Genomic DNA, 24142 nt, shown 5'->3' with positions numbered 1-24142 from the left:
GCACCGTTTCGGCACCGCCGCGAGGACGTGAATGCTGCATGGGCGGATACGCCGTTCAACGCTCGCGCAACGCTGTTTCAGCAGCGCGAACGCCGGCGCGACGGCGCATGCCGCATCGAGTGCGCATGGGGCGTGCCTCGGGTGACCCTCGTGTGACTTGAGTGGCGGCCGGCGCCCTGGCAAGTCGCGAACTCGCGCCGCAGAGGTTCAGAACCCGTCGGCAAGCCTCGGCTGCACGTCGGCCAGCGCGACGTCGGCGCCGCCCTCTGCGAGATGCACGGTGAGCCGCTTGCCGGGCTTGAGCACCGCGGGCGAGCGGATGGCCGCGCCGCTTTGCGCATCGATGAGCGCCGCATAGCCGCGCTCGAAGGTGCGCTGCGGGCTCAGCACTTCGAGCCGCGCGCCCAGTCCGGAAACCCGTGCGGCCTCGCGCTCGCGCCGGCGCGCGAAGGCGCCGTCCAGCCGGCGGCCCAGTGCCTCCACCCGGGCGGTCTGCGCCGCCGCGTCGGGCCGCGCGCGCTGCCAGCGCATCTGCACGACATTGAAGCGCGCGCGGGCGTCCGCCGCCGCGCGCGAGCCCGCCGACGCGAGCCGGATCGCCAGCTGGCGCAAATGCGCACGCTGCTGCGCGAGCCGCTCGGCGGGCGAGACGAGCCGCCGCGCCAGCCAGTCGAGCTGCTGCGCGCGACGCTCCATGAGCCGGCCGAAGCCGCGCGCCAGCGCCGCGTGGCGCTGGTCGAGCTCGCGCAGCAGCAGCACGCGCTGCGGGCTCACGAGTTCGGCGGCGCCGGTGGGCGTGGGGGCGCGCACGTCGGCGGCGAAGTCGGCGATGGTGAAATCGGTTTCATGGCCCACGCCGCTCACCACGGGGATCCCGCTCGCCGCAATCGCGCGCGCGAGCGCCTCGTCGTTGAAGGACCACAGGTCCTCGATCGAACCGCCGCCGCGGCACAGCACGATCACGTCCACCTCGGCGCGCGCGTTCGCGGCTTCGAGCATGGCCGTGAGCTTTTCGGCGGAACCCGCGCCCTGCACCGGCGCCGGATAGACGATCACCGGCACGTGCGGCGCGCGGCGGCACAGCGTGGTCAGCACGTCGCGCAGCGCGGCGGCCTGCATCGACGTAATCACGCCGATGGCACGCGGATGGGTCGGCAGCGCGCGCTTGCGCGCCGGATCGAAGAGCCCTTCGGCCTCCAGTTGCGCCTTCAGGCGCAGGAACGCTTCGTACAGGCGCCCCTGGCCCGTGCGCCGGACCGCCTCGACGTTGAGCTGCAGTTCGCCGCGCGGCTCGTACATCGTGACGAGCGCGCGCACCTCGATGCGGTCGCCCTCGCGCGGCGTGAACTCGGCGTACTGCGCGCGCCCGCGGAACATCACGCAGCGAATCTGCGCCTGGGCGTCCTTGATCGAGAAATACCAGTGGCCGCTCGCGGCGCGCGTGAAGTTCGACACTTCGCCCGAAATCCACGCGAGCGGGAACGTGCGCTCGAGCATCGAGGCGATGGCGCGGTTGAGCGCCGAAACCGGCACGACGACGTCGCCGCCGGCGCCACCTGCTGCGCCGGATGCGAAGGGAGAAGGAGAAAAGCGATCGGAATTCATGCTGAGCGTGCGAAAAACCAGGCCGGACAGACGATAGACCGTTCGGCGGCCCGGCGTCCAGCGCGAACTGCATGCGCCGGCGGGCGCGCCGAGGTTTCCACATCGGGCGCGCTGGAGACAAAAGCGGGCGGCAATGCGTCGAAGACGCTGAAAATTTTCAGCATCCCATTGATTTAAAAGTACTTTTTATTGATATAACAAGGTGTCACGCCGATGGAATGCCGTGCGAGCGGGCCTTCCGGCCAACGAGAAGGCCACTTCTCCACAAAGTTATCCACAGGCCCCTGCTCGCCGATGCACGCGCCGGCGACGCAGCAGCGTCCCGGCAGGTAGCTTGCGGCGTGCCCGCCACCCGCGCTAGAGTGCCGGGTTCCTGGTCGCTTTGCGCACCGTCTGGGGCAGCCCGCCTGGGACGGCCCGCCTGCGGCCCCGCGCCTGTTCCGGCCAGGCCCCCCGTTCCGGAGAACCGCCCGATGCCAGACCTGCCCGCCGCCCTGCCCGTCCTGCCTTCCCGAGCGGCGCCCGCACGCGGCGCCTCGCGCAGGCGTCTCGCGAACGCATGCCGATGAGCGGCCTCGCCTCCCGGATCGAAAGCCGGCTCGCGCACGAATGGCAGCAGCGCGGCCCGCTTGCCTGGGCGCTCACGCCGCTTGCCGCCGTCTTCGCCGCCGTGAGCGGCGCGCGCCGCGCTGCCTTTGCGCTGGGCTGGCTCAAGACCGTGGAGGTGGGCGTGCCGGTGGTGGTGGTCGGCAACGTGACGGTGGGCGGCACCGGCAAGACGCCCACGGTGATCGCACTCGTCGAGGAACTGCGCACCGCGGGCTTCACGCCGGGCGTGGTCTCGCGCGGCTACGGCGCGAAGGTCGAACGCCCGACGCCGGTCACGGCCGCCACGCCCGCCCGCGTCGCCGGCGACGAGCCGCTCCTCATCGCGCGCCGCACGGGCGCGCCCGTGTGGGTGTCGCCCAACCGCGTCGCCGCCGCGCAGGCGCTGCGCGCCGCCCACGAGGACGTGGACGTGATCGTGAGCGACGACGGCCTCCAGCACTACCGTCTCGCGCGCGACTTCGAACTCGTGGTGTTCGACCATCGCCTGGGCGGCAACGGCTTGCTGCTGCCCGCCGGGCCGCTGCGCGAGCCGCTGTCGCGCCACCGCGACGCCACGCTCGTGAACAATCCGTTCGAGCGCGCGCTCCCGCCCTGGCCCGACACCTTCGCGCTCAAGCTCGAACCCGCCGACGCCTGGCATCTGTCCAACCCCGCCTTGCGCCGCCCGCTCTCGCAGTTTGCCGGGCAGCGCGTGGCGGCGGCGGCCGGCATCGGTTCGCCGGAGCGCTTCTTTGCGACGCTGCGCGGCGCGGGACTGGCGCCCCAGACGCTGCCGCTGCCCGATCACTACGCCTTCGCGACCAACCCGTTCGTCGACGTGAAGGCCGACGCGATCCTGGTCACGGAAAAGGATGCAGTAAAATTGGGGGCCTGGAACGACGCGCGCATCTGGGTGGTCCCGGTGGAAGCCGCGCTCGATCATCGCCTCATTACTCTGGTTGTGGAGAAACTCCGTGGACGCCCGTCTGCTTGAAATCCTGGTCTGCCCGATCTGCAAGGGCCCGCTCAGCTACGACCGCGCCGCGCAGGAGCTGATCTGCAACGCCGACAAGCTCGCCTATCCCATCCGCGACGGCATCCCCGTGATGCTCGTGGACGAGGCGCGCCAGACCGTGGAAGGCACGGTGGTCGACCCGAGCGGCCCCAGCGCCGCCTGAACCCGCCGCGCCGGCCGCGGGCGAGCCACTCTCGCCCGGCCTGTCGCTGCGTCCGGGTGTTTTCGTCCGTGCGCGCCGCCTGCGGCGCGCTTTCGTTTTGAAGCCCTTCCCGAAAGAGCCATGACCGCACCCGTGCAACCCTTCATCGCCGTCGTGCCCGCGCGCCTCGCGTCCACGCGGCTGCCGAACAAACCGCTCGCCGACATCGGCGGCAAGCCGATGGTGGTGCGCGTGGCCGAGCGCGCCCAGGCCTCGGGCGCGCAACGGGTGCTGATCGCCACGGACGCTCCCGCGGTGCTCGACGCCGCGCGCGAGCACGGCTTCGAAGCGATGCTCACGCGCGCCGACCATCCCTCGGGCACCGACCGCCTCGCCGAAGTCGCCACGCACTACGGCTGGAGCGACGACACGATCGTCGTCAACGTGCAGGGCGACGAGCCGCTGATCGATCCCGCGCTCGTGTGCGACGTTGCGTCGCACCTGGCCGCGCACCCCGATTGCGCCATCGCCACCGCCGCCCACCCGATCACGGCCCCGGACGAAATCCTCAACCCCAACGTCGTGAAGGTGGTGCTCGACGCGCGCGGCGTGGCGCTCTACTTTTCGCGCGCGCCCATTCCCTGGGCCCGCGACGCGTGGCAGCCGCACTGGTCGCCCGCGCGCCTCGATCTGGCCGCAATGCCCGCCCCGCCGGCTCCCGCGACGGTTTACCGGCACATCGGCCTGTACGCCTATCGCGCCAAATTCCTGCGCAGCTACCCGGCGCTCGCGCACTCGCCCATCGAACAGGTGGAAGCGCTCGAACAGCTTCGCGCCATGTGGCACGGCGAGCGCATCGCGGTCCTCGTGACCGCCGAAGCGCCCGCGCCGGGTGTCGATACCCCCGCCGACCTCGCCCGCGTGCAGGCGTTATACCGGGCTTAATTCCGGTAATGGCTTAAAAAACCCATGGCATAATCAATTGTTTGCGCGAGCCGTCTAAAGCCTTTGTGCGTCGGGGTTTCCCCCTTTTTTCGCCGATCTCGCCCCGCTGCGCCGTCCCCGTGTCCGTCACGCGACGCTGCCTGCGCGGGTCGGGTCGCCACCCCGCCGGCGCATGCCGCAGCGGTCGTGTGCGCGAACGGGGAAGGAGACGCACGACGCCGCCGATGAGGTCCACGAGGACTCGCCGCGCCGCAAGAATTCACACAGATCGGAGATTGTTCACATGCGTTTGATCCTGTTGGGCGCCCCCGGCGCGGGCAAGGGAACCCAGGCAAGCTTCATCAAGGAAGAGTTCGGCATTCCGCAAATCTCGACGGGCGACATGCTGCGCGCGGCCGTGAAGGCCGGCACGCCGCTGGGCCTCGAAGCGAAGCGCTTCATGGACGCGGGCGAACTCGTGACCGACGAACTCATCATCAATCTCGTGAAAGAGCGCCTGCAGGAACCCGACTGCAAGAACGGCTACCTGTTCGACGGCTTCCCGCGCACGCTGCCGCAGGCCGAGGCGATGAAGCAGGCGGGCGTGGCGATCGACTACGTGCTCGAAATCGACGTGCCGTTCGACGAGATCATCACGCGCATGAGCGGGCGCCGCATGCACCCGGCTTCGGGCCGCACCTACCACGTCAAGTTCAATCCGCCGAAAGAGGACATGAAGGACGACGTGACGGGCGAGCCGCTCGTGCAACGCGACGACGACAAGGAAGAGACCGTGCGCAAGCGTCTCGACGTGTATGTCGCCCAGACCAGGCCGCTCATCGCCTACTACAGCGACTGGGCGAAGCGCGGTGAAGAAAACGGCCTGAAGGCGCCGCAGTACCGCACGATCTCGGGTCTTGGCACCGTCGAAGAAATTCGCGCGCGCGCCCTCGGCGCGCTCAAGTAAGCCATCCTTCGCCGGCCTGCCGGAGCATGCCGGCGAGGCCGGCTCCCCTCTTTGCCGGCCCCTGCCCCGGATTTGCTGGTTTGCCTGCGGGCCGGCTGGCGCCGCGCCACAAGCGCGACGCCGGGCGGCCCGTTTTGCTTTTCGTGCATGCCGCCCGCACGACCACCATAACAAATGGAGCAGAGACAACATGCAGATCCGCGACAACGTATTCCTCATCACCGGCGGCGCCTCGGGCCTCGGTGCGGCCACCGCACGCCTCGTTGCGGCCGAAGGCGGCAAGCCCGTCATCGCCGACCTCAATGAGGAAGCCGGCCAGGCGCTCGCGAAGGAACTGGGCGGCATATTCGTGAAATGCAACGTCGCGAGCGAGGAAGACGGCGCGCAAGCCGTGGCTGCCGCCACGGCGCTCGGCACGCTGCGCGGCCTCGTGAACTGCGCGGGCATCGCACCCGCGGTGAAGACGGTGGGCAAGGACGGCCCGCATCCGCTCGACGTGTTTGCGAAGACCGTCACGGTCAACCTGATCGGCACGTTCAACATGATCCGCCTCGCGGCGACCGCCATCGCACAGACGGCGCCCCTCGAAGGCGGCGAGCGCGGCGTGATCGTCAATACGGCTTCGGTGGCGGCCTACGACGGGCAGATCGGCCAGGCCGCCTATGCGGCTTCGAAGGGCGGCGTGGTCGGCATGACGCTGCCGGTCGCGCGCGACCTGTCGCGCAGCGGCATCCGCGTGATGACGATCGCCCCCGGCATCTTCGAAACGCCCATGCTGCTCGGCATGCCCAAGGAAGTGCAGGATGCGCTCGGCGCGATGGTTCCGTTCCCGCCGCGCCTCGGCAAGCCCGCCGAGTACGCGATGCTGGTCAAGCAGATCGTCGAGAACCCCATGCTCAACGGCGAAGTGATCCGCCTCGACGGCGCGATCCGCATGCAGCCGAAGTAAGCGCGGCTGCGCAAGACGTTAAAAAACCCGCGATATACGTCGCGGGTTTTTTGTGTCCGGGCTGTTGTGTCCGAATCCGGCGCTCAATCCTGCTCGTTATCGAGCGTGCGCTGGCGCAGCTCCTGCAATTGCGATTCGACGACCACGGCATCTTCGGCGTCGGGGCGTTCGTCCAGATAATGTTCGAGATCTTCGAGCGCCGGGCGCAGGTAATCGAGCCGCGCGTAAGCGAAGCCGCGGTCGCGCACTTCCTCGATGCTGTACGGCAGCAAGATCACGAGCCGCTGCTGGATTGCAAGCAGACGCTGCCAGCGTTCCGTCTGCAGATAGATCGACTTCAGATTGCGCAGCATGCGCGCGACGATCTCGCGGCGCGTAGCCGGTTCGAGCAGCATGCGCAGCGCCCGCGCCACCGAATCGCCCGCGTTCGCCACGTAAGGCTCCAGCATCTCCACCATGTCGGATTCCGAAAGCGCGCGCCCCGTGGTGGGGTCGAGCATCGCATCGCCTTCGGGCAGCGAAACGCGCAACAGGAAATGCCCGGGAAACGACACGCCCTTCACCGGCAAACCCAGTTGCCCCGCCATCTCCAGATAAAGCACCGCGAGCGAGATGGGAATGCCGCGACGGCGCCGCAGCACCGCGTTCAGATGGCTGTTGTCGGGATCGTAGTAGTCGTTGAGGTTGGCGGAGAAACCGAACTCGCGGAAAAAGCAGCGGTTCAGGGTCGCGATCTGCTCGCGCAGGTCTGCGCCTTCGGGCACCCGGCGGCGCACGCGCAGCGCCAGTTCGTCGATTTCGGCGAGCGTGCCTTGCAGATCGAGATCGGGGTACGCATCCTGCGCGATGGCGAGCGCAGCCTCGGTGAGCGGCAGGCTGTCGTCGTCGGCGACGAGCGTGCCGAAATAGTCGAGCACCCGCGTATTCATCGTGGTCACTTCGCCCGCCTCTTGAAGTAAGCGTACTTGAAGCCCATCAGCCACAGCATACCGAAATATAGTGCGGCAAACAGCACGAGGCATGCGCCGAGCAGCGCAATGCGCGCGAACGGCTCGTGGCGCAGGCCGATCCAGTCGTAGCTGATCGCACACCAGTGCATCGCACCGGCCAGCACGAGGCATGCCCCGATCAGCTGCACGAAAAACGTCGCCCAGCCCGACGACGGCATATAGATGCCCCGCCGGCGCAGCCCGATGAAGAGCAGCAGCGCGTTCATGCAGGCGCCGAGCCCGACGGAGAGCGTGAGGCCCGCGTGCGAGAAGATCGGCACGAAAACATAGTTGCTGATCTGCGTGGCAATGAGCACGACGACGCCGATCTTCACCGGCGTCTTGATGTCCTGGCGCGCGTAGAAGCCGGGCGCGAGGATCTTGATGAGAATGAGGCCCACGAGGCCCACCCCGTAGGCGGCGAGCGCACGGCCCGTCATCACCACCGAATTCGCGTCGAACTTGCCGTAGTGAAAGAGCGTGGCCGTGAGCGGCTCGGCGAAGAAGAACAGCGCGACCGCCGAAGGCGCCGCGAGCAGGAAGGTCACGCGCAGGCCCCAGTCGAGCAGCGCCGAATACTCGTGCGGATCGGCATCGACGTGCGCCTTCGAGAGGCTCGGCAGGAGAATCGTGCCGAGCGCCACGCCGAGCAGCGCGGTGGGGAACTCCATGAGGCGGTCGGCGTAGTTGATCCACGACACCGCGCCCGGGCCGAGCCGCGATGCGATATTGGTATTGATGATGAGGCTGATCTGCGCGACCGAGACCGCGAACATCGCCGGCACCATCTTCGCGAGCACGCGCTTCACGCCCCGGTGCGCGAGCGCCTTCACCGGATTCCAGCCGATGCGCGGCATCATGTCGATGCGTTTGAGCCCCGGCAACTGCACGAGGAACTGCAGCACGCCGCCCACGATCACGGCCCACGCGAGCGCATAGACCGGCTGCTTCATGTGCGGCGCGAACGCCACGGCCGCGACGATGAACGACACGTTGAGCAGCACCGGCGCGAACGCGGGCAGCGAGAACTGCTTGTACGTATTCAGCACGCCGGACGCGAGCGACGTCAGCGAAATAAATACGATGTACGGAAACATGATGCGCGTCATCGTGACGGCGAGCGGATACGCTTCGCCGTCGCTCTTCAGGCCCGAGGCGACCACCGTCACCACGAGCGCGGCGCCGAAGATGCCGAGCACCGAGAGGAACGCGAGTACCCAGGCGAGCACGGTCGAGGTCGCATCGACGAGATCGCGCGTGGCGTCGTGGCCCTTCTGGTTCTTGAACTCCGCGAGGATCGGCACGAAGGCTTGCGAGAACGCGCCCTCCGCCGAGATCCGGCGCAGCAGGTTGGGAATGCGGAACGCGACGTAGAAGGCGTCGGTGAACTGGCTCGCGCCGAATGCGCGCGCAATCAGCGTTTCGCGGGCCAGTCCGGTCACGCGCGACAGCAGCGTGAAGCCGCTGACCGTCAGCAGGGCTCGGAATAGATTCATGGGGCGCTTATTATACGGGTGCCGCGCGGCACTCCGGCGCTCGGTGCAGATCTCGCGAGTGCATGGCATCGCGCATTTCGTCGCGCATTTCGTCATGCAGTCCGCCGGATCGATCGAGCCCTTTTCGAGTCGGCCCGAACTGGCGCCCCGCTCTCGTCACGATTGCCATGCTCATGATTCTGTTGCTATAATTAGCGGTTCCGGGTCTCGAAAGGACTTGGACGCGTCTTGGAAAGGAAGCGGAAAACGGCTGCACTGCGGTGCGCCCGGTTCTGTTTCGGCACAAAAGGCGCGGCCGGCGGCGGCAGTTGACACTGATGTGGCAACTGCGCAAATACCGCCGGCAATACCGTTTTGCGCTTTCGGGCAATCGTTCCCGGAAGTTCAAATCCAGGCAAAGAGCGTGATCCGGTCCGGCTGCAAGCAATGGCAGACGGCAGGCTCAGGCTCCGGAAACATAAGGAATCGTCATGGCAAACTCCGCACAAGCACGCAAGCGCGCCCGTCAGGCCGCGAAAGCAAACTCGCACAACTCGGCGCTGCGCTCGAAGTTCCGCACCGCTATCAAGGCCGTTCGCAAGGCTATCGACGCCGGCGACAAGGCTGCAGCCGCCGAAGTCCTCAAGAACTCGGCAAAGACGCTCGACATCATCGCCGACAAGAAGATCGTTCACAAGAACAAGGCTGCTCGCCAGAAGAGCCGCCTGTCGGCTGCCATCAAGGCAATGGCCGGCGCACAGTAACTCCGGCTGGCCTGCTCAGGCGGGCCGTCCGCAGTTTCTGCCGCATCACGAAAAACCCGCTTCGGCGGGTTTTTTGTTTTTATCGCTGGTTTGAGTCAGGGCCGCGGCCGCGCCCCGGAAAAAGACGGGCGCAAAAAAACCCGCCGCAGCGGGTCGATTCGCAGCCGTGCGCGAGACTCAACTCCCGCTGCCGCCCTGCTGCGTGGCGTGATCGTGCGGCAATTCGCAGGCCTCGGTCACGACAAGGTCGTTGTCCTTGGCGAAATTCATCACGAAGTTGAATGCCATGGGTTCGATGTCTTTCAAACGCGAATCCAGGATCACGCATTTGAGGTCGCCGATCATCGTCGGCCGGACGTAGAGCGAGTACCGCAGGTAGGCGTTGGGCCCCCGCGCATTCGCCGATGCCTTCGGGCCGAAGCTCGCCATCACGCCCGCGAGGCGCTCGGACCAGTCGCTGGGACGAAACTTCTTCCCGTTCGAGGTGATGCCTTGGATGAAGAATTCGGTTGGGGCTTCGTCGGCCATGTACGGTACCTGTGTGACTGCACGCTGCGCCGCAGCACGCTACATGACAGCGGCACGAAACAGCGGCACGAAACGGTGTCACGCCCGCGCCACCCGCGCATTGCCTGCGGGGCAGAAGTTGCCGGGCTGGCCGCCTGGCAACCGCGCGCGCGAATACAGTCCGTTGGACAGGGAGCGGCCGTCCGCACACCCGGACCGGCGCCACGCCGCATCGAGATCGTCGAATTTGCAGCGCACAGCCGGCCGGCGTACAGGCTCGCTTCCGCGAGCCGCTGCGACGTCCCACGGGTTCATCCATGGTGCTCGCTGGCTATCCATGGCTCTTTTCGGGGCCGCCGGACTCGCTGTCGTGCCTGAGAGAAAACTTCGCGATTATAGCGTACCAGGGGTCTTTCCGCACCGCACACAAGACCCCGGAGCGCCTGCCGCCGCTGCCCTGGGCGGCCTTCCCGCGGCCTTCCTGCCGCCTGTTTCCCGCTCGCCCCGCCCCCGCGCCCGACTTTTAGCGCGACTCGTCAAATCCCGCAAAATCCTTTATGCTGCATTGACTTACCACCAACCGCAGCGGCGTCGCCGGCCCAATCCTGCAGTTTCGAGGCCGGATCCGGCGCCGTTTTTGCTTCATGACCTCCCGGACCATACGCCATTACCTGCAGTTCAAGGATTTCTCTCTTGACGATTATGAATATGTGCTGGAGCGTGCCCGCATCCTCAAGCGCAAATTCAAGAACTACGAGACGTATCATCCGCTGCACGACCGCACGCTCGCGATGATCTTCGAGAAGAACTCCACGCGCACGCGACTCTCGTTCGAAGCCGGCATCTTCCAGCTCGGCGGCCACGCGGTGTTCATGAACACGCGCGACACGCAGCTCGGCCGCGGCGAGCCGATCGAGGATTCGGCGCAGGTCATTTCGCGGATGGTGGACATCATCATGATCCGCACGTTCGGCCAGGACATCATCCAGCGGTTTGCCGAAAGCTCGCGCGTGCCGGTCATCAACGGTCTCACGAACGAATACCACCCCTGCCAGGTGCTGGCCGACATCTTCACGTACTACGAGCATCGCGGCCCGATCCGCGGCAAGACCGTCGCCTGGGTCGGCGACGCGAACAACATGCTCTACACGTGGATCGAGGCGGCGCAGATTCTCGACTTCAAGCTGCGCATCTCGACGCCGCCGGGCTACCCGCTCGATCCGTCGCTGGTCGCGCCGGAGAGCCAGCCGTTCATCGCCGTGCTCGACGATCCGAACGCCGCCTGTGACGGCGCCGACCTCGTCACCACCGACGTCTGGACGAGCATGGGCTTCGAGGCCGAGAACGAAGTGCGCAAGAAGGCATTCGCCGACTGGTGCGTCGACGCGGAAATGATGGCGCGCGCCCGGCCGGACGCGCTCTTCATGCACTGCCTGCCCGCCCACCGCGGGGAGGAAGTGAGCGCGGACGTGATCGACGGTCCGCAAAGCGTGGTCTGGGACGAGGCGGAAAACCGCCTGCACGTCCAGAAGGCGCTAATGGAATTCCTGCTGCTCGGGCGCCTGAACCACTGAGCGCGACGCCCGCGGCCAGGCGGGCCGCTGCGGCAAAAGCGCGGTCCGCGGCCCGTTTGGTGTCAAAATATTGTTTTCCCGCGCGTTCGGGCCGCCGGCGCGCACAGATCTCTCCCGTTACGGATTCACCATGAGCGATATCAAGAAAGTCGTGCTCGCCTACTCCGGCGGCCTCGACACCTCCGTCATCCTGAAGTGGCTGCAGGACAACTACGACGCCGAAGTCGTGACCTTCACGGCCGACATCGGCCAGGGCGAAGAGCTCGAACCGGCGCGCAAGAAGGCCCTGCAACTCGGCATCAAGGAAGAGAACATCTTCATCGACGACCTGCGCGAAGAGTTCGTCCGTGACTTCGTGTTCCCGATGTTCCGCGCCAACGCGCTGTACGAAGGCGAGTATCTGCTCGGCACGTCCATCGCGCGTCCGCTGATCGCCAAGCGTCAGATCGAAATCGCCCGCGCCGCCGGCGCGCAAGCCGTCTCGCACGGCGCGACCGGCAAGGGCAACGACCAGGTGCGCTTCGAGCTGGGCTACTACGCGCTCGAACCGGGCATCAAGGTGATCGCGCCGTGGCGCGAGTGGGATCTGCTGTCGCGCGAGAAGCTGCTCGCCTACGCGGAAAACGCCGGCATCCCCATCGACATGAAGCACCGCCAGGGCGGCGCGCCGTACTCGATGGACGCGAACCTGCTGCACATCTCGTTCGAAGGCCGCCACCTCGAAGACCCGAAGGCGGAAGCCGAGGAAGACATGTGGCGCTGGACGGTCTCGCCGGAACAGGCACCGGACGCGCCCGAGTACGTCGATATCGAATACGCGCACGGCGACCCGGTGGCCATCAACGGCAAGCGCGTCACGCCGGCCGAAGCGCTGACCGAACTGAACCGCCTCGGCAGCAAGCACGGCATCGGCCGCCTGGATCTGGTTGAAAACCGCTATGTGGGCATGAAGTCGCGCGGCTGCTATGAAACGCCGGGCGGCACGATCATGCTGAAGGCCCACCGCGGCATCGAATCGATCACGCTCGACCGCGAAGTCGCGCACCTGAAGGACGACCTGCTCGCCCGCTACGCCTCGCTGATTTACAACGGCTACTGGTGGAGCCCCGAGCGCAAGGCGATCCAGGTGCTGATCGACCACACGCAGCAGAACGTCAACGGCTGGGTCCGCGTGAAGCTCTACAAGGGCAGCGTCTCGGTCGTCTCGCGCGACTCGAAGGACACGTTGTTCGACAAGACCATCGCGACCTTCGACGACGACGGCGGCGCCTACAACCAGGCCGACGCCGGCGGTTTCATCAAGCTCAACGCGCTGCGCATGCGCATCGCCGAAAACGCACGCCGCCAGCGCGGCAAGTAAGCGCGGCGCGACGCCCGTGGCGGTTTCAGCGCCACACGTAACAATGCCGGGACGATCGTCCCGGCATTTTTTTTGCCCTCGCTCGCGGTTCAGGCCGCCATGGCCCGAAGCCCGAAAGCTCACCCCGTCTCCCCAAGCCGCCGCGCAAGCGACTTGAGCAACGGCGCAACGCGCTCGCGAAACACGTCCGGCCCCATCGACGAAGCCGGGCCGCTGCAGCTGAGCACGAGCCAGCGGCGCTCCCTCGGCTCGCGAAACGGCACCGCCACGGCGTTCACGTCGTCGTGCCAGTCGCGAAACGAGTAGCAGCAGCCTTCCCGTGCGAACACCCCGATCTCGTGCTGCGTGGCCTGCACCTGTGCCGGGCCCTCAGCCCCCGCCGCCTTTTCCAGCTCCGCCATCAACGCCGCGCGCGTCTCGGGCGGCTGCACGGCCAGATACGCACGCCCCATCGAACTCGTCAGCATGGACAGGCGCGAGCCCGAGGCAAGCCCGAGCGTGAGCGCAGTCTCGCTGCGTATCGTCTCCAGATAGATCATGTCGAGGCCATCGCGGCAGCCGAGCGACACCGCCGCCCCCACCTCGCGCGCGAACGCCCGCAGGTGCGGCCGGGCGAGCTCGAGAATGTCGGTGCCCGAGAGCATGGTGAAGCCGAGCGAGAGCACGCCGGCATCGAGCGCGTACTTGCCGAGGGCTTCGTCGAAGCGCAGGCAGCCGAGCACGGTGAGCGTGTACGCGAGCCGGTTCACGGTGGCCTTGGGCAGGCCCGTGCGCTCGACGAAATCACGGTTGCCGAGCAGCGTTTCGCCGGGCCGGAAGGCCCGCAGCAGTTCGAGACCGCGTGCGAGCGCGACAACGAACTTGCGCTCGTCGATATCGCCGCCGGGCAGGGAGGCGGATAAGGGGAATCCAGATGCGGACATAGGCGCTTTCGGTGATACACTGGAGTCAATTTGCAAAACATTGTTCCGCATAGCGAAACTTCAGTCAAGCGCAGATTACCCTTATCAGGAAGAAGGAGAGACACCATGGCCGAACACGCCCAGTTCCATTGGGAAGATCCGCTGCTGCTCGACCAGCAGCTCACCGAAGAAGAACGCATGGTGCGCGACGCCGCCGCCGCGTACGCGCAGGACAAGCTCGCGCCGCGCGTGCTGGAAGCCTTCCGCCACGAGAAAACCGATGCGGCGATCTTCCGCGAAATGGGTGAAGTGGGCCTGCTCGGACCGACCATTCCCGAACAGTACGGCGGCCCCGGCCTGAACTACGTGAGCTACGGCCTGATCGCGCGCGAAGTGGAGCGCATCGATTCGGGCTATCGGTCGATGATGTCGGTGCAGTCCTCGCTCGTCATGGTGCCGATCTACGAATTCGGCTCCGAAGAACAAAAGCAGAAGTACCTGCCGAAGCTCGCGAGCGGAGAATGGATCGGCTGTTTCGGCCTGACCGAGCCGAACCACGGCTCGGACCCGGGCAGCATGGTCACGCGCGCGAAGAAGGTGAACGGCGGCTACTCGCTCTCGGGCGCGAAAATGTGGATCACGAATTCGCCGATCGCCGACGTGTTCGTCGTGTGGGCGAAGCTCGAAGAGAACGGCAAGGACGACATTCGCGGCTTCATTCTCGAAAAAGGCTGGAAGGGCCTCTCGGCGCCGGCGATCCACGGCAAGGTGGGCCTGCGCGCCTCGATTACGGGCGAGATCGTGCTGGACGAGGTGTTCGTGCCGGAAGAGAACATCATGCCGGGCGTGAAGGGCTTGCGCGGTCCGTTCACCTGCCTGAACTCGGCGCGCTACGGCATCGCCTGGGGCGCGCTCGGCGCCGCCGAATCGTGCTGGCACACCGCGCGCCAGTACGTGCTGGACCGCAAGCAGTTCGGCCGCCCCCTCGCGGCGAACCAGCTGATCCAGAAGAAGCTCGCCGACATGCAGACCGAAATCACGCTCGGCCTGCAAGGCTGCCTGCGCCTTGGCCGCATGAAGGACGAAGGCACGGCGGCCGTGGAAATCACCTCGATGATGAAGCGCAACTCGTGCGGCAAGTCGCTCGACATCGCCCGCCTCGCGCGCGACATGCTGGGCGGCAACGGCATCTCCGACGAGTTCGGCGTGGCGCGCCACCTCGTGAACCTCGAAGTGGTCAACACCTACGAAGGCACGCACGACATCCACGCGCTGATCCTCGGCCGCGCGCAGACGGGCATTCAGGCGTTCTTCTGAGCGGCGCGCAGAAAGCGCAGCCGGGGCATGAAAAAAACGCCGCACGGTTTCGTGCGGCGTTTTTTGTCCGAGAAGGCTAGAACCGGCCCTGGCGGCCTTGAGCGGCCTCGAATGGCCTCGAGCGGCGACTTACTTGTCCGGCTGCGGCGTAAGGCGCAGATACGGACGCAGCGCCTTGTAGCCTTTCGGGAACTTCTGCTTGATCACCTCTTCGTCCTTCAGCGACGGCACGATCACCACGTCGTCGCCGTGCTTCCAGTTGCCGGGCGTCGCCACCTGATAGTTGTCGGTGAGCTGAAGCGAATCGATCACGCGCAGCACTTCGTCGAAGTTGCGGCCCGTGCTCGCGGGATAGGTGATGATGAGGCGCACCTTCTTCTTCGGGTCGATCACGAAAAGCGAACGCACCGTGAACGTCTCGTTCGCGTTCGGATGAATCATGTCGTAGAGCGTCGAGACCTTGCGGTCGCCGTCCGCGAGAATCGGAAAGCCAACGTTCGCGGCCTGCGTCTCGTTGATATCCTTGATCCATTCCTTGTGCGATTCGGCGCTGTCCACCGAAAGCGCAATCGTCTTCACATTGCGCTTCTCGAACTCGTCCTTGAGCCTGGCCGTGAGACCCAGCTCCGTCGTGCAGACCGGCGTGAAGTCGGCGGGGTGCGAAAAGAGCACGCCCCAGCTGTCGCCGAGCCATTCGTGGAACTGGATGCGGCCAACACTCGATTCCTGCTCGAAGTCGGGGGCGATATCGCCAAGACGTAGACTCATGGTGGAGTTTCCTGATCGGTGAGAGTGGGATGGAGGAGAGAAGGCCGCCCGCCAGCGGGCCGGCCCTCGAACCGTAGACACCTCGAACGCCCAAGCATACGGGAGCTGCGCTGCGTCACGAACGAACATCGCCTCACACCGTTATGAGTTTTGGTAATGTTGGACCCGATCACGGAAACTTCTCGGGTCAGATCGACTCCATGATTTATTGTGCGCCGCGACATGCGGCGGCGACGCTCCCGCCCGGGTCCGGCCCAGTTCCGCGTCGACGTGCTGGGCCGCCCACGGGAACAGGACGTGCGTCTCCGCAAGCCTGGGTAGCGCGTCGCGTTCGCCAGCACCCGTTTCTTTGTTACGATTCACGCGTGGCGTAACACGAAGGGAGCCAGTCAATGTCAGAAGTCAACAAGGAGAGGCTGATGTCGGATATCAAAACCGTCCTCGCGGATGCAGAGGACCTGCTCAAGCAGGCAGCGAGCGCCACCGGCGAACGTGCTTCGGAGCTGCGCGAAACGGCCCTCTCGCGCCTGAAGCAGGCGAAGGAGAAAGCGGCCGACGTTCAGGTCGTGGTGATCGAGAAAGGCAAGAAGGCGGCCCGTGCCACCGACGACTATGTCCACGAACATCCGTGGCAGTCGATCGGCATTGCAGCGGGCGTGGGCGTCCTGATCGGCCTCCTGATCAACCGCAAGTAAGCACCACGCTTACGGCCCACCGGGACGCTTCGGCCGCCCCGCGCGGCGCCCCCGGCGGCTGCGGCCGCATGTGCACGGGGGCGCCGTCGCATGGGCGCTTGCCTGCGCCGTGCGGCGTCCGGCGTGCCGTGCCGTCTTGCCCTTCCTCGCGCATCCGCATGCGCAACCCGCTCCCGCCATGACGACAGACACCCAATCGCCACGACACGAACACGGACCGCTGCGCCGTCTGCTGGGCTCCGCTTTTGCGATTCTGCAGACCCGGCTGGAACTGATCGGCATCGAGCTCGCAGAAGAGAAAGAACGGCTGATGGCCGTCCTGTTTCTCGGCCTCGCGGCGATGATGCTCGCCACCATGGCATTGATCGCACTCACCGTGCTGATTGCCATTGCCTTCTGGGACACGTGGCGCTGGCAGGCGCTGGCCGGCATCACCCTCGTGTATGCGCTCGCCGCGCTCGTCTGTGCGCTGAAGGCGCGCAGCGGGTTGCGCAACGCTCCGCTCGTTTTCCATGCCACGCTGGAAGAGTTCGAAAAGGACCGCGAAATCCTTCGCAAGCACTGAGCCACGGAACTGCTTTCCCACCCAGCCGACGCCATGAACAGACCGAAACAGGACACCGCTTTCCGCCCTAACCGCCCGCGTCCCCACGAGCTCTCCACGCCGCAGTTGCGAGCGCTGCGCAAGGAGTTGCTGATCGTGCGGGCGAGCGTCGAGCGCGCCGAGCTGACCGAAACGATCGTCGAGTTGCGCGAAACGGTCACGCATTTCAGCTGGCTGAAGTTTCTCGTGCCGGGCTTTGGTCGGGCGCGCGGCGTCGCGGCGGCGGGCGCGGGAATCGGCAGCCTGCTCAAGCAATATCCCCTGCTGAGTTCGATCGCCTCGCTGATCGTTGCAAAACCGCTGCGCAGCAGCCTCGTTTCTGCCGCGCGCCCGCTCATCAAATGGGGCGGCCTTGCGTTCACCGCGTGGGAGGCCTGGCGCGTGTGGCAGCAGATCCGGCGTTCCGATGGCCGCAAGGCACGCGCCGCTGCACCGGACGATACCGCCGACGCGGGCTACTAACACCCGCCCTTCGCACTCTCTCAGCGTCCGCGCCAGCAGTTCTCCGTGAGCGATGCGGCGGCATCGGCGCCAACTGGCCGGTTGCCGCGCGCACCGGTCGCGTCGAGCGTGAAGGTCCCGCAGGTATCGTCGCGCATCGGTCCCGCGAACTCCGGGAGCGCCTCAATCGCGTAACCGCCGTTCGATTCGTCCGCGGCCAGGAGGCGCAGGTGGTAGACGGGCGGCCCTGTCGGGGGAGCCTGGTCGATGCCCGTGGGCAACGCCGCCGGAACCGACGTCTGCGTATCGACGAACTGCGCGGCACGATACAGCGCCGTGACGGCTTCAACCCTGTGGCTGCGCGCAACTTGCGCGTGCCAGGACGGCATCGCAAAAGCCGCGACGATCGCCATCGCAGCAAGCGCCATCGCCATCTCCAGCAGCGTGAATGCGTGATGCACTGCTCTCATTGGATCGCCTCCCCTGCTCCCTCGTTAGAAAGGCCTCGCGGCGATGCGGCGCCAGTGCCGCTCGACACGCGCCTCGGTTTCGTCGAGGACCAGCTGGATCTGTAGCCAGCGCTGCGTGCTCTCCGACGCCCCAAAGCCGCGCGCCGTGACGACGAACGCGCGCGCCGCGGGCCTGCTATCCAGGCGCCAGGATTCAATGAGGCACTGCGGCGGCCTGACCGACCCGGGCCACTGGCCAATGGCAGCGACGGCGCGTGTGTCGAAGGTCGCTTGCTGCCGCCAGCCGTCCGGCTCCCCTGCCTGCGCTGGGGCCGCCGGCGCCAGCATGGCGCCACTGGCCAGCGCGCGGGTGCAGAGCATGAGCGCTGCGTCGGCCGCGTGGAACGCCAGCAGGTCGTCGGCAATGAGGCGTGCGTTGCGCGCCTCAAACAACGCCGCTTCGAACCATGCGGACGAAGTGACCAGCATCATCGAGGCGATGACGAGCACGACAGGCAGCGCAATGCCTCGAATTCGCGGGCGCCGCAGTAGTCTTGTCAGTGGCTTCATGTGGCGACCTCCAGCGCGTTGCGTAGCGCGATGTGCCGCCAAAAGATCTGACGCGCCCGGCCATCGGTTGCCGATACCGTCGCTCCGTCGCAATCGACATAGCTCACCCGGCGCGCCAGTGCCGCCCCGCGCACCTGAACGCAGAGATCGACTGCGATCACCGCAGTCCACTGATCGCGCGCGAGCGACGATGCGTCCGCCGGTTGACTCGCGCCAGCGAGCCAGTAGCGCAGGCGCAGCTTTTCGACACCTTCCACAAGCGGCTGCGCCGTACCCGCCTTGCCCGAACCTTCGCAGTACAGTTCGGGCTCGCCGGTCGAACTGCTGGGCTTGGCGTGATAGCGATTCACCACGGTGACGCCGGCTGCCCCCACCGCCTGCCCGAGGCAGTCGGTCACCTGTCCGTTCGATGAAGGCCAGGTTGAAACGCCGTCGCCGGTATAGCGAACCGCAATGCCGTCGGAGTGGCTCGACAACGCCTCGCACGCGAGACTGGCGTCCGCGCCGGTCGGCCGGCCGCCGGCGCAGCCAAAGATGGCGCTCTCAGCCAGCGCTTGCGTCGAATCGGCCGGCACGAAGCCTGCCATCTGGATCTGTTCGCCAACCAGCATCAGCGCATTCATGCCGGCTTCATGAATGCGGGCGTTATCCGATGCAAGGACGAATGCCTGGCGCTGCGAACGATAGGCGGCTATTGCGCCCGCTGTCACCGCGAGGCCGAGCGCAACGGCGATAACCAGTTCCAGCAGCGTGTGCCCGCAGCGGCCGGTCGCGTGAGATCGATGGCTCGTCATTTCGAGAACGCCATCGAAAAACAGGCTCGTCCTCTGGCGCCGGACACGGCCTCGCACGAGCTATCGTCGCCCACATCCGATTGCGCGGAATCCGGCGAGGCTGCGCTTTGCGTGGCCGCCCAGGTAATGGTCGCGACGGTCACGACGGTCGCGTCCCCGCCCGCGCCCGAAAGCGCAATGGCCCCCTGCGGCACGATGGCCGGCACTCGCGCCTTCCACTGGTCCGCGGCACCGGGCGAAGGCGCAAGCGAAGCCTCCGCAATCGCATCCGCCGCAAACGCCGCGCGCTCGCGCGCGCTCGCGGCCTGGGCCTGCCGCGAGAGTGAAATTTGCGTGGCCAGTTGGCCCAGCACGCAGATCGCCATGACGGCCATCGCCAGCACGACCTCCAGCAGCGTTGCACCGCGGCGGCGCCTCACGACGCCGCTCCGCACGCGCCATCACTGATCCGCGCGCGGCCCGCCGCGGCAATGCGGATGCAGCGGCGCCACACGTTCCCGCGCATGGCCGCGCTCGCTGCGCGCGGCGCGAAATCGAAGCTGCGCAGCACGCCGATAGCCTGGCCCGCGGGCGGCGAGAAAGTCATGGCCGTCAAGGTGGACACAATGGCCACGTCGTCGAGCGCGGGTTGTGCGCGCAACAGGCGCTGCACGCCCGGGTCTTCGGCCACCACGGCCCAGCCGCACGACCAGTCTGTGAAGCCGGAAGGGCAGGACGCGCCGGAGGCAAGACAGTTGCGAGCGGCATCGATCCGGCAGACGGTGATGCGCACCTTGCGCCGGATCGCCTCGTTGCGGGCGTAGGCGAGCGTGCCGAGCAACGCATTCGCCCGCGCATCCACCTCGTCGCGCACGCGCCAGGCAATGAATACCGGCGTCGTAGCAGTCGCGCACATCGCCAGCAAGACCAGCACGACCACCGTTTCGATCAGCGTGAAGCCGTGGCATTTCATCAGCAATCCTCAATTTAAAGGCGTTGCTGTCAATCTAGCGGCATCGCGCAAGCGGAACAATTGGCCGAACGGCCAGATGTCGCACGGCCCGGCAGTTCGCGACAATCAACGCATCACGAACGGCGGCAGCGAAACACGAGGAAGGAAGAAGAAAATGCGGATGAACTCAGCGCTTGCGCGGCGGTGTGCCGGCATTGCCGGTGCGGCGGAACTCTTCGAGCACGTCCTCGAACTCGGATACGTCTTCGAAGCGCCGGTAGACGGAGGCGAAACGCACGAACGCGACTTTGTCGAGCTCGCGCAACTCGGACATCACGAGTTCGCCCAGGCGCTCGCTGCGCACTTCGCGCTCGCCGCTGCCGAGCAGTTGATACTCGATGCGGGCGACCGCCTCGTCGATCGCGTCAGCCGAAACCGGGCGCTTGCGCAGCGCCAGTTGCATGCTGGCCGCGATCTTGCGGCGGTCGAATTCAGTGCGGCTGCCATCCTTCTTGACGATCGCCGGCATCGCCAGCTCGACCCGCTCGTACGTCGTGAAACGCTTGTCGCAGGCCGGGCAGCGGCGGCGGCGCCGGATCGCGGCGCCGTCCTCGGACACACGCGAATCCACCACTTGCGTGTCTTCGTGCCGGCAGAAGGGGCAGCGCATGAAGGATCGGCCGCCGGTTCAGCGATAAACCGGGAAACGCTTCGTCAGCTCGGCGACCTGCGCGCGCACGCGCTCGATCGTCGCTGCGTCTTCCGGATTGTCGAGCACATCGGCAATCAGGTTGCCCACCTGCTCGGCTTCCTTCACGCCGAAGCCGCGCGTGGTCATGGCCGGCGAGCCGAGGCGGACGCCGCTCGTGACGAAAGGCTTTTCCGGATCGTTCGGGATCGCGTTCTTGTTGACCGTGATGTGCGCGGCGCCCAGCGCGGCTTCAGCGGCCTTGCCGGTAATCTGCTTCGCGCGCAGATCCACGAGCATCACGTGGCTTTCCGTGCGGCCCGAGACGATGCGCAGACCGCGCTTGACCAGCGTTTCGGCCAGCACGCGCGCGTTCTCGACCACTTGCTGCTGGTAGGTCTTGAATTCCGGCGCGAGCGCTTCCTTGAACGCGACAGCCTTGCCGGCGATCACGTGCATGAGCGGACCGCCCTGGATGCCCGGGAAGATCGCCGAATTGATCTGCTTCTCGAATTCGGCCTTCATCAGGATCACGCCGCCGCGCGGGCCGCGCAGGCTCTTGTGCGTGGTCGTGGTGACGAAGTCGGCGTGCGGCACCGGGTTCGGGTAGACGCCCGCGGCCACGAGGCCGGCGTAGTGCGCCATGTCGACCATGAAGTACGCGCCCACGCTCTTCGCTATCTTCGAGAAGCGCTCGAAGTCGATGCGCAGCGCGAACGCCGAGGCGCCCGCCACGATCAGCTTCGGCTTGTGTTCCTGGGCGAGCTTTTCCGCGGCTTCGTAGTCGATGTCCTCGGCTTCGTTCAGGCCGTAGCTCACCACGTTGAACCACTTGCCCGACATGTTGACGGGCGAGCCGTGCGTGAGGTGGCCGCCGTGCGCGAGGCTCATGCCCATGATCGTGTCGCCCGGCTTGAGCATGGCGAAGAACACGCCCTGGTTCGCCTGCGAACCCGAGTTCGGCTGGACGTTCGCGGCTTCGGCGCCGAACAGCTCCTTCACGCGGTCGATCGCGAGCTGCTCGACGACATCCACGTATTCGCAGCCGCCGTAATAGCGCTTACCGGGATAGCCTTCGGCGTATTTGTTGGTGAGCTGCGAACCCTGCGCGGCCATCACGGCCGGGCTCGTGTAGTTTTCGGAGGCGATCAGCTCGATGTGCTCTTCCTGACGGCGGTTCTCGAGTTCGATTGCCTTGAAGAGTTCGGGATCGACTTTGGCGATGGTGCTTTCGGCTCTGTCAAACATACGGATTCCGTTAAGTGTGTTCAGGTTGACCGGGTCGCGCGCGGGACACGTAGCAGGTACGCGGCGCTGCTGGCAGGAGGGCCAGCCTTGACGTGGCGGAAGGGGGTGCCGCACACGCGAGGCAGGACAGCCCGCAGAGCGCTGTTACGAGCGCGCAGATCTCGGCTGCCCAGGCGAACGGCAAAACGGCACCCTGCGCTTCACGGTGGGTCGCTCCACCTTGAGCCCCCGGGCCGGCCGCTATGTCGGCCATTCAGGGACCCTATCGCCAGTCACGCAGGGATTGAGCGCGTTAGTGTATTGGATGCGCCAGGAATAGGCAACCGGCCGCCGCAAAGCCCGTCTGGCCGGGCTGCGGCCGTTCTGTCCCCTGGACTTTCGCCGGTTTCTTGCCGCGGTGCCGCAATGGAAGTAGGCTTGACGCTTTCTTCGCTTTCCACCGACCCCGGAGCAACCATGATCGTCTTCGTCACCGGCGCCTCAGCCGGCTTCGGCACCGCCATCGCCCGCGCCTTCGTGAAGGGCGGCCATCGCGTCGTCGCAACGGCCCGCCGCAAGGACCGTCTCGACGCCCTCGCCACCGAACTGGGCGACGCCCTGCTGCCGTTCGAGCTCGACGTGCGCGACCGCGCCGCCGTGGAAGCCGCGCCGGCCGCCCTGCCGCCCGAATTCGCCGCCGTCGACGTGCTCGTCAACAACGCCGGCCTCGCACTCGGCGTCGAGCCCGCCCACAAGGCCGATCTCGACGAATGGGAAACCATGATCGACACCAACTGCACCGGCCTCGTGCAGGTGACCCGCGCTTTCCTGCCGGGCATGGTCGAGCGCAACCGCGGCCACATCTTCAACCTGGGCTCGGCGGCCGGCCGCTGGCCCTACCCGGGCGGCAACGTGTACGGCGCCACCAAGGCCTTCGTGCGGCAGTTCAGCCTGAACCTGCGCGCCGACCTGACCGGCACCGCGCTGCGCGTGACGGACGTCGAGCCGGGCCTGTGCGGCGGCACCGAATTCTCGAACGTGCGCTACCGCGGCGACGACGCCAGGGCCGCCACCGTGTACAAGGACGTCGAGCCGCTCTCGCCCGAAGACATCGCCGACTCGATCTACTGGATCGCCACCCGCCCCGCGCACGTGAACATCAACATGATCGAGCTGATGCCCATCGCCCAGTCGTTCGGCGGCCTCACCGTCCATCGCGGCTAAAAGTCCGGCTGAAATCGCGGCTGAAGCTTTCAGCCCGCTCGTGTACGTCAGGCGAACGAAAGTCAGTACACCGGCGCGTTCCGGTAGAATGCGCGGCATGGAAAGAACCACCAGCCAGACGGGCGAGGCCCCGCGTCCGCCCGAGCCGGGTTTCACGTGGCCCATTCGCGTGTATTACGAGGACACCGACGCCGGCGGCATCGTGTTCTACGCGAATTACCTGAAGTTCTTCGAACGCGCGCGAACCGAATGGCTGCGCGCGTGCGGCGTCGATCAGCGCCGCCTCGCCGAGGAAGCCGGCGCGCTCTTCGTGGTGCGCCGCACGGCGCTCGACTACCGGGCGCCCGCACGCCTCGACGACGTCGTCACGATCGTCAGCAAGATCGAGAAACTCGGCCGCGCGTCGGTCGATTTCCTGCAGGAAGCGTGGCGTGGCGAAACGCTGCTCGCGACGGGCAGCATTCGCGTTGCCTGCGTCGAGGGCGCCACGATGCGCCCCGCCGCCATGCCGGACCAGGTGCACGACGCATTGCGCCGTGGACCGGATAAAGACGCAAAGGCCGTGTCAACGGCCAAGCAGTCATTTCCGTTGATACAACGCCAGTGAACTCGCGCCGGTCAATCCAGGACCAAGCAGGGTTCGGCCGCGCTGGCGCCGGGGATTTCCGTTTGC

The 24142-nt window shown here is 66.6% G+C and carries 27 protein-coding genes and 1 riboswitch; of the genes, 14 read left to right on the top strand and 13 right to left on the bottom strand.

The features are described from left to right. Positions 1-207: 207 nt before the first annotated feature. Entirely contained in the window at positions 208-1605 is a 1398-nt protein-coding gene (xseA, locus tag BFE01S_RS13240; protein WP_028225924.1) for an exodeoxyribonuclease VII large subunit, read from the bottom strand. Between the two features lie 565 nt (positions 1606-2170). On the opposite strand from xseA, the gene lpxK reads away from it, so the two are divergent. The 5 genes from lpxK (at position 2171) to BFE01S_RS13215 (ending at position 6190) form a co-directional block, all read left to right on the top strand. Continuing rightward, positions 2171-3187 (top strand): tetraacyldisaccharide 4'-kinase, encoded by a 1017-nt coding sequence (gene lpxK, locus BFE01S_RS13235; RefSeq protein ID WP_028225923.1) that lies wholly within the window; start codon positions 2171-2173, stop codon positions 3185-3187. Continuing rightward, positions 3168-3371: a Trm112 family protein gene (locus BFE01S_RS13230; protein ID WP_028225922.1), complete on the top strand. Its 204-nt coding sequence runs from the start codon at positions 3168-3170 to the stop codon at positions 3369-3371. Before lpxK ends, BFE01S_RS13230 begins: the two co-directional genes overlap by 20 nt. A gap of 120 nt (positions 3372-3491) precedes the next feature. After that, positions 3492-4295, top strand: a complete 804-nt coding sequence (gene kdsB / locus BFE01S_RS13225) for a 3-deoxy-manno-octulosonate cytidylyltransferase (protein WP_028225921.1) — start codon at positions 3492-3494, stop codon at positions 4293-4295. Between the two features lie 283 nt (positions 4296-4578). Next, positions 4579-5241 carry an adenylate kinase gene (adk, locus tag BFE01S_RS13220; protein WP_028225920.1) on the top strand — a complete coding sequence of 221 codons (663 nt, stop codon included), beginning with the start codon at positions 4579-4581 and terminating at the stop codon, positions 5239-5241. 190 nt (positions 5242-5431) lie between these two features. Beyond that, positions 5432-6190, top strand: coding sequence for a 3-hydroxyacyl-CoA dehydrogenase (locus BFE01S_RS13215; RefSeq protein WP_028225919.1), 759 nt, complete (start codon positions 5432-5434; stop codon positions 6188-6190). Between the two features lie 83 nt (positions 6191-6273). Here BFE01S_RS13215 and BFE01S_RS13210 read toward each other — a convergent pair whose 3' ends face one another. Next, on the bottom strand, positions 6274-7119 hold the full coding sequence (locus BFE01S_RS13210; protein WP_042337646.1) for a SirB1 family protein: 846 nt from the start codon (positions 7117-7119) through the stop codon (positions 6274-6276). 5 nt (positions 7120-7124) lie between these two features. Next, positions 7125-8675, bottom strand: a complete 1551-nt coding sequence (gene murJ, locus BFE01S_RS13205; RefSeq protein ID WP_028225917.1) for a murein biosynthesis integral membrane protein MurJ — start codon at positions 8673-8675, stop codon at positions 7125-7127. A gap of 470 nt (positions 8676-9145) precedes the next feature. Here murJ and rpsT point away from each other — a divergent pair, with 470 nt between their 5' ends. Next, entirely contained in the window at positions 9146-9418 is a 273-nt protein-coding gene (gene rpsT / locus BFE01S_RS13200; protein WP_028225916.1) for a 30S ribosomal protein S20, read from the top strand. Positions 9419-9595: 177 nt separating this feature from the next. Here the strand turns inward: rpsT and BFE01S_RS13195 are convergent, their stop codons facing one another. Continuing rightward, positions 9596-9946, bottom strand: a complete 351-nt coding sequence (locus BFE01S_RS13195; protein WP_028225915.1) for a DUF3579 domain-containing protein — start codon at positions 9944-9946, stop codon at positions 9596-9598. 623 nt (positions 9947-10569) lie between these two features. Here BFE01S_RS13195 and argF point away from each other — a divergent pair. Then, positions 10570-11499, top strand: coding sequence for an ornithine carbamoyltransferase (gene argF / locus BFE01S_RS13190; RefSeq protein ID WP_028225914.1), 930 nt, complete (start codon positions 10570-10572; stop codon positions 11497-11499). A gap of 130 nt (positions 11500-11629) precedes the next feature. Further along, positions 11630-12859 (top strand): argininosuccinate synthase, encoded by a 1230-nt coding sequence (locus BFE01S_RS13185; protein WP_028225913.1) that lies wholly within the window; start codon positions 11630-11632, stop codon positions 12857-12859. Positions 12860-12978: 119 nt separating this feature from the next. Here the strand turns inward: BFE01S_RS13185 and BFE01S_RS13180 are convergent, their stop codons facing one another. Continuing rightward, positions 12979-13782 (bottom strand): IclR family transcriptional regulator, encoded by an 804-nt coding sequence (locus BFE01S_RS13180; RefSeq protein ID WP_042337610.1) that lies wholly within the window; start codon positions 13780-13782, stop codon positions 12979-12981. A gap of 105 nt (positions 13783-13887) precedes the next feature. Between BFE01S_RS13180 and BFE01S_RS13175 the strand changes: the two genes are divergently transcribed. After that, on the top strand, positions 13888-15078 hold the full coding sequence (locus tag BFE01S_RS13175) for an acyl-CoA dehydrogenase (RefSeq protein ID WP_028225911.1): 1191 nt from the start codon (positions 13888-13890) through the stop codon (positions 15076-15078). A 129-nt stretch (positions 15079-15207) separates the two neighbouring features. Here BFE01S_RS13175 and BFE01S_RS13170 read toward each other — a convergent pair whose 3' ends face one another. Beyond that, the gene (locus BFE01S_RS13170) at positions 15208-15846 is read right to left on the bottom strand and encodes a peroxiredoxin (protein WP_028225910.1); all 639 of its coding nucleotides are present in this window, start codon (positions 15844-15846) and stop codon (positions 15208-15210) included. A gap of 392 nt (positions 15847-16238) precedes the next feature. Between BFE01S_RS13170 and BFE01S_RS13165 the strand changes: the two genes are divergently transcribed. The 3 genes from BFE01S_RS13165 to BFE01S_RS13155 all read left to right on the top strand — a co-directional run bounded on the left by BFE01S_RS13165 (position 16239) and on the right by BFE01S_RS13155 (position 17607). After that, positions 16239-16541 (top strand): DUF883 family protein, encoded by a 303-nt coding sequence (locus BFE01S_RS13165; protein WP_028225909.1) that lies wholly within the window; start codon positions 16239-16241, stop codon positions 16539-16541. 178 nt (positions 16542-16719) lie between these two features. Next, entirely contained in the window at positions 16720-17106 is a 387-nt protein-coding gene (locus BFE01S_RS13160; protein ID WP_028225908.1) for a phage holin family protein, read from the top strand. Positions 17107-17139: 33 nt separating this feature from the next. Continuing rightward, complete coding sequence (locus BFE01S_RS13155; protein WP_028225907.1) at positions 17140-17607, top strand: DUF3318 domain-containing protein; 468 nt, start codon at positions 17140-17142, stop codon at positions 17605-17607. 20 nt (positions 17608-17627) lie between these two features. Here the strand turns inward: BFE01S_RS13155 and BFE01S_RS13150 are convergent, their stop codons facing one another. From BFE01S_RS13150 to glyA, 7 genes are all read right to left on the bottom strand, one after another. Then, positions 17628-18056: a type IV pilin protein gene (locus tag BFE01S_RS13150; RefSeq protein WP_028225906.1), complete on the bottom strand. Its 429-nt coding sequence runs from the start codon at positions 18054-18056 to the stop codon at positions 17628-17630. A gap of 24 nt (positions 18057-18080) precedes the next feature. Next, on the bottom strand, positions 18081-18605 hold the full coding sequence (locus BFE01S_RS13145) for a pilus assembly PilX family protein (protein ID WP_042337609.1): 525 nt from the start codon (positions 18603-18605) through the stop codon (positions 18081-18083). Further along, positions 18602-19399 (bottom strand): PilW family protein, encoded by a 798-nt coding sequence (locus BFE01S_RS13140; RefSeq protein WP_028225904.1) that lies wholly within the window; start codon positions 19397-19399, stop codon positions 18602-18604. Before BFE01S_RS13140 ends, BFE01S_RS13145 begins: the two co-directional genes overlap by 4 nt. Then, positions 19396-19818: a type IV pilus modification PilV family protein gene (locus BFE01S_RS38495; RefSeq protein ID WP_169742626.1), complete on the bottom strand. Its 423-nt coding sequence runs from the start codon at positions 19816-19818 to the stop codon at positions 19396-19398. The genes BFE01S_RS13140 and BFE01S_RS38495 overlap by 4 nt, the downstream gene beginning before the upstream one ends. Continuing rightward, positions 19815-20351 (bottom strand): GspH/FimT family pseudopilin, encoded by a 537-nt coding sequence (locus BFE01S_RS13130; RefSeq protein WP_028225903.1) that lies wholly within the window; start codon positions 20349-20351, stop codon positions 19815-19817. Before BFE01S_RS13130 ends, BFE01S_RS38495 begins: the two co-directional genes overlap by 4 nt. A 166-nt stretch (positions 20352-20517) precedes the next feature. Further along, on the bottom strand, positions 20518-21000 hold the full coding sequence (gene nrdR / locus BFE01S_RS13125) for a transcriptional regulator NrdR (RefSeq protein WP_028225902.1): 483 nt from the start codon (positions 20998-21000) through the stop codon (positions 20518-20520). Between the two features lie 18 nt (positions 21001-21018). After that, complete coding sequence (glyA, locus tag BFE01S_RS13120) at positions 21019-22266, bottom strand: serine hydroxymethyltransferase (protein WP_028225901.1); 1248 nt, start codon at positions 22264-22266, stop codon at positions 21019-21021. Between the two features lie 160 nt (positions 22267-22426). Next, positions 22427-22552: riboswitch (ZMP/ZTP riboswitch) on the bottom strand. 170 nt (positions 22553-22722) lie between these two features. Here glyA and BFE01S_RS13115 point away from each other — a divergent pair. Both BFE01S_RS13115 and ybgC read left to right on the top strand, forming a co-directional pair. Continuing rightward, entirely contained in the window at positions 22723-23469 is a 747-nt protein-coding gene (locus tag BFE01S_RS13115; RefSeq protein WP_028225900.1) for an SDR family NAD(P)-dependent oxidoreductase, read from the top strand. A gap of 88 nt (positions 23470-23557) precedes the next feature. Continuing rightward, a complete protein-coding gene (gene ybgC / locus BFE01S_RS13110; protein WP_028225899.1) occupies positions 23558-24076 on the top strand; it encodes a tol-pal system-associated acyl-CoA thioesterase in 519 nt (172 codons plus the stop codon). The last annotated feature ends 66 nt before the right edge of the window (positions 24077-24142 follow it).

This window comes from Paraburkholderia ferrariae NBRC 106233 (assembly GCF_000685035.1).
Classification (GTDB): domain Bacteria; phylum Pseudomonadota; class Gammaproteobacteria; order Burkholderiales; family Burkholderiaceae; genus Paraburkholderia; species Paraburkholderia ferrariae.
This window is presented reverse-complemented; position numbering and strand designations above follow the sequence as displayed.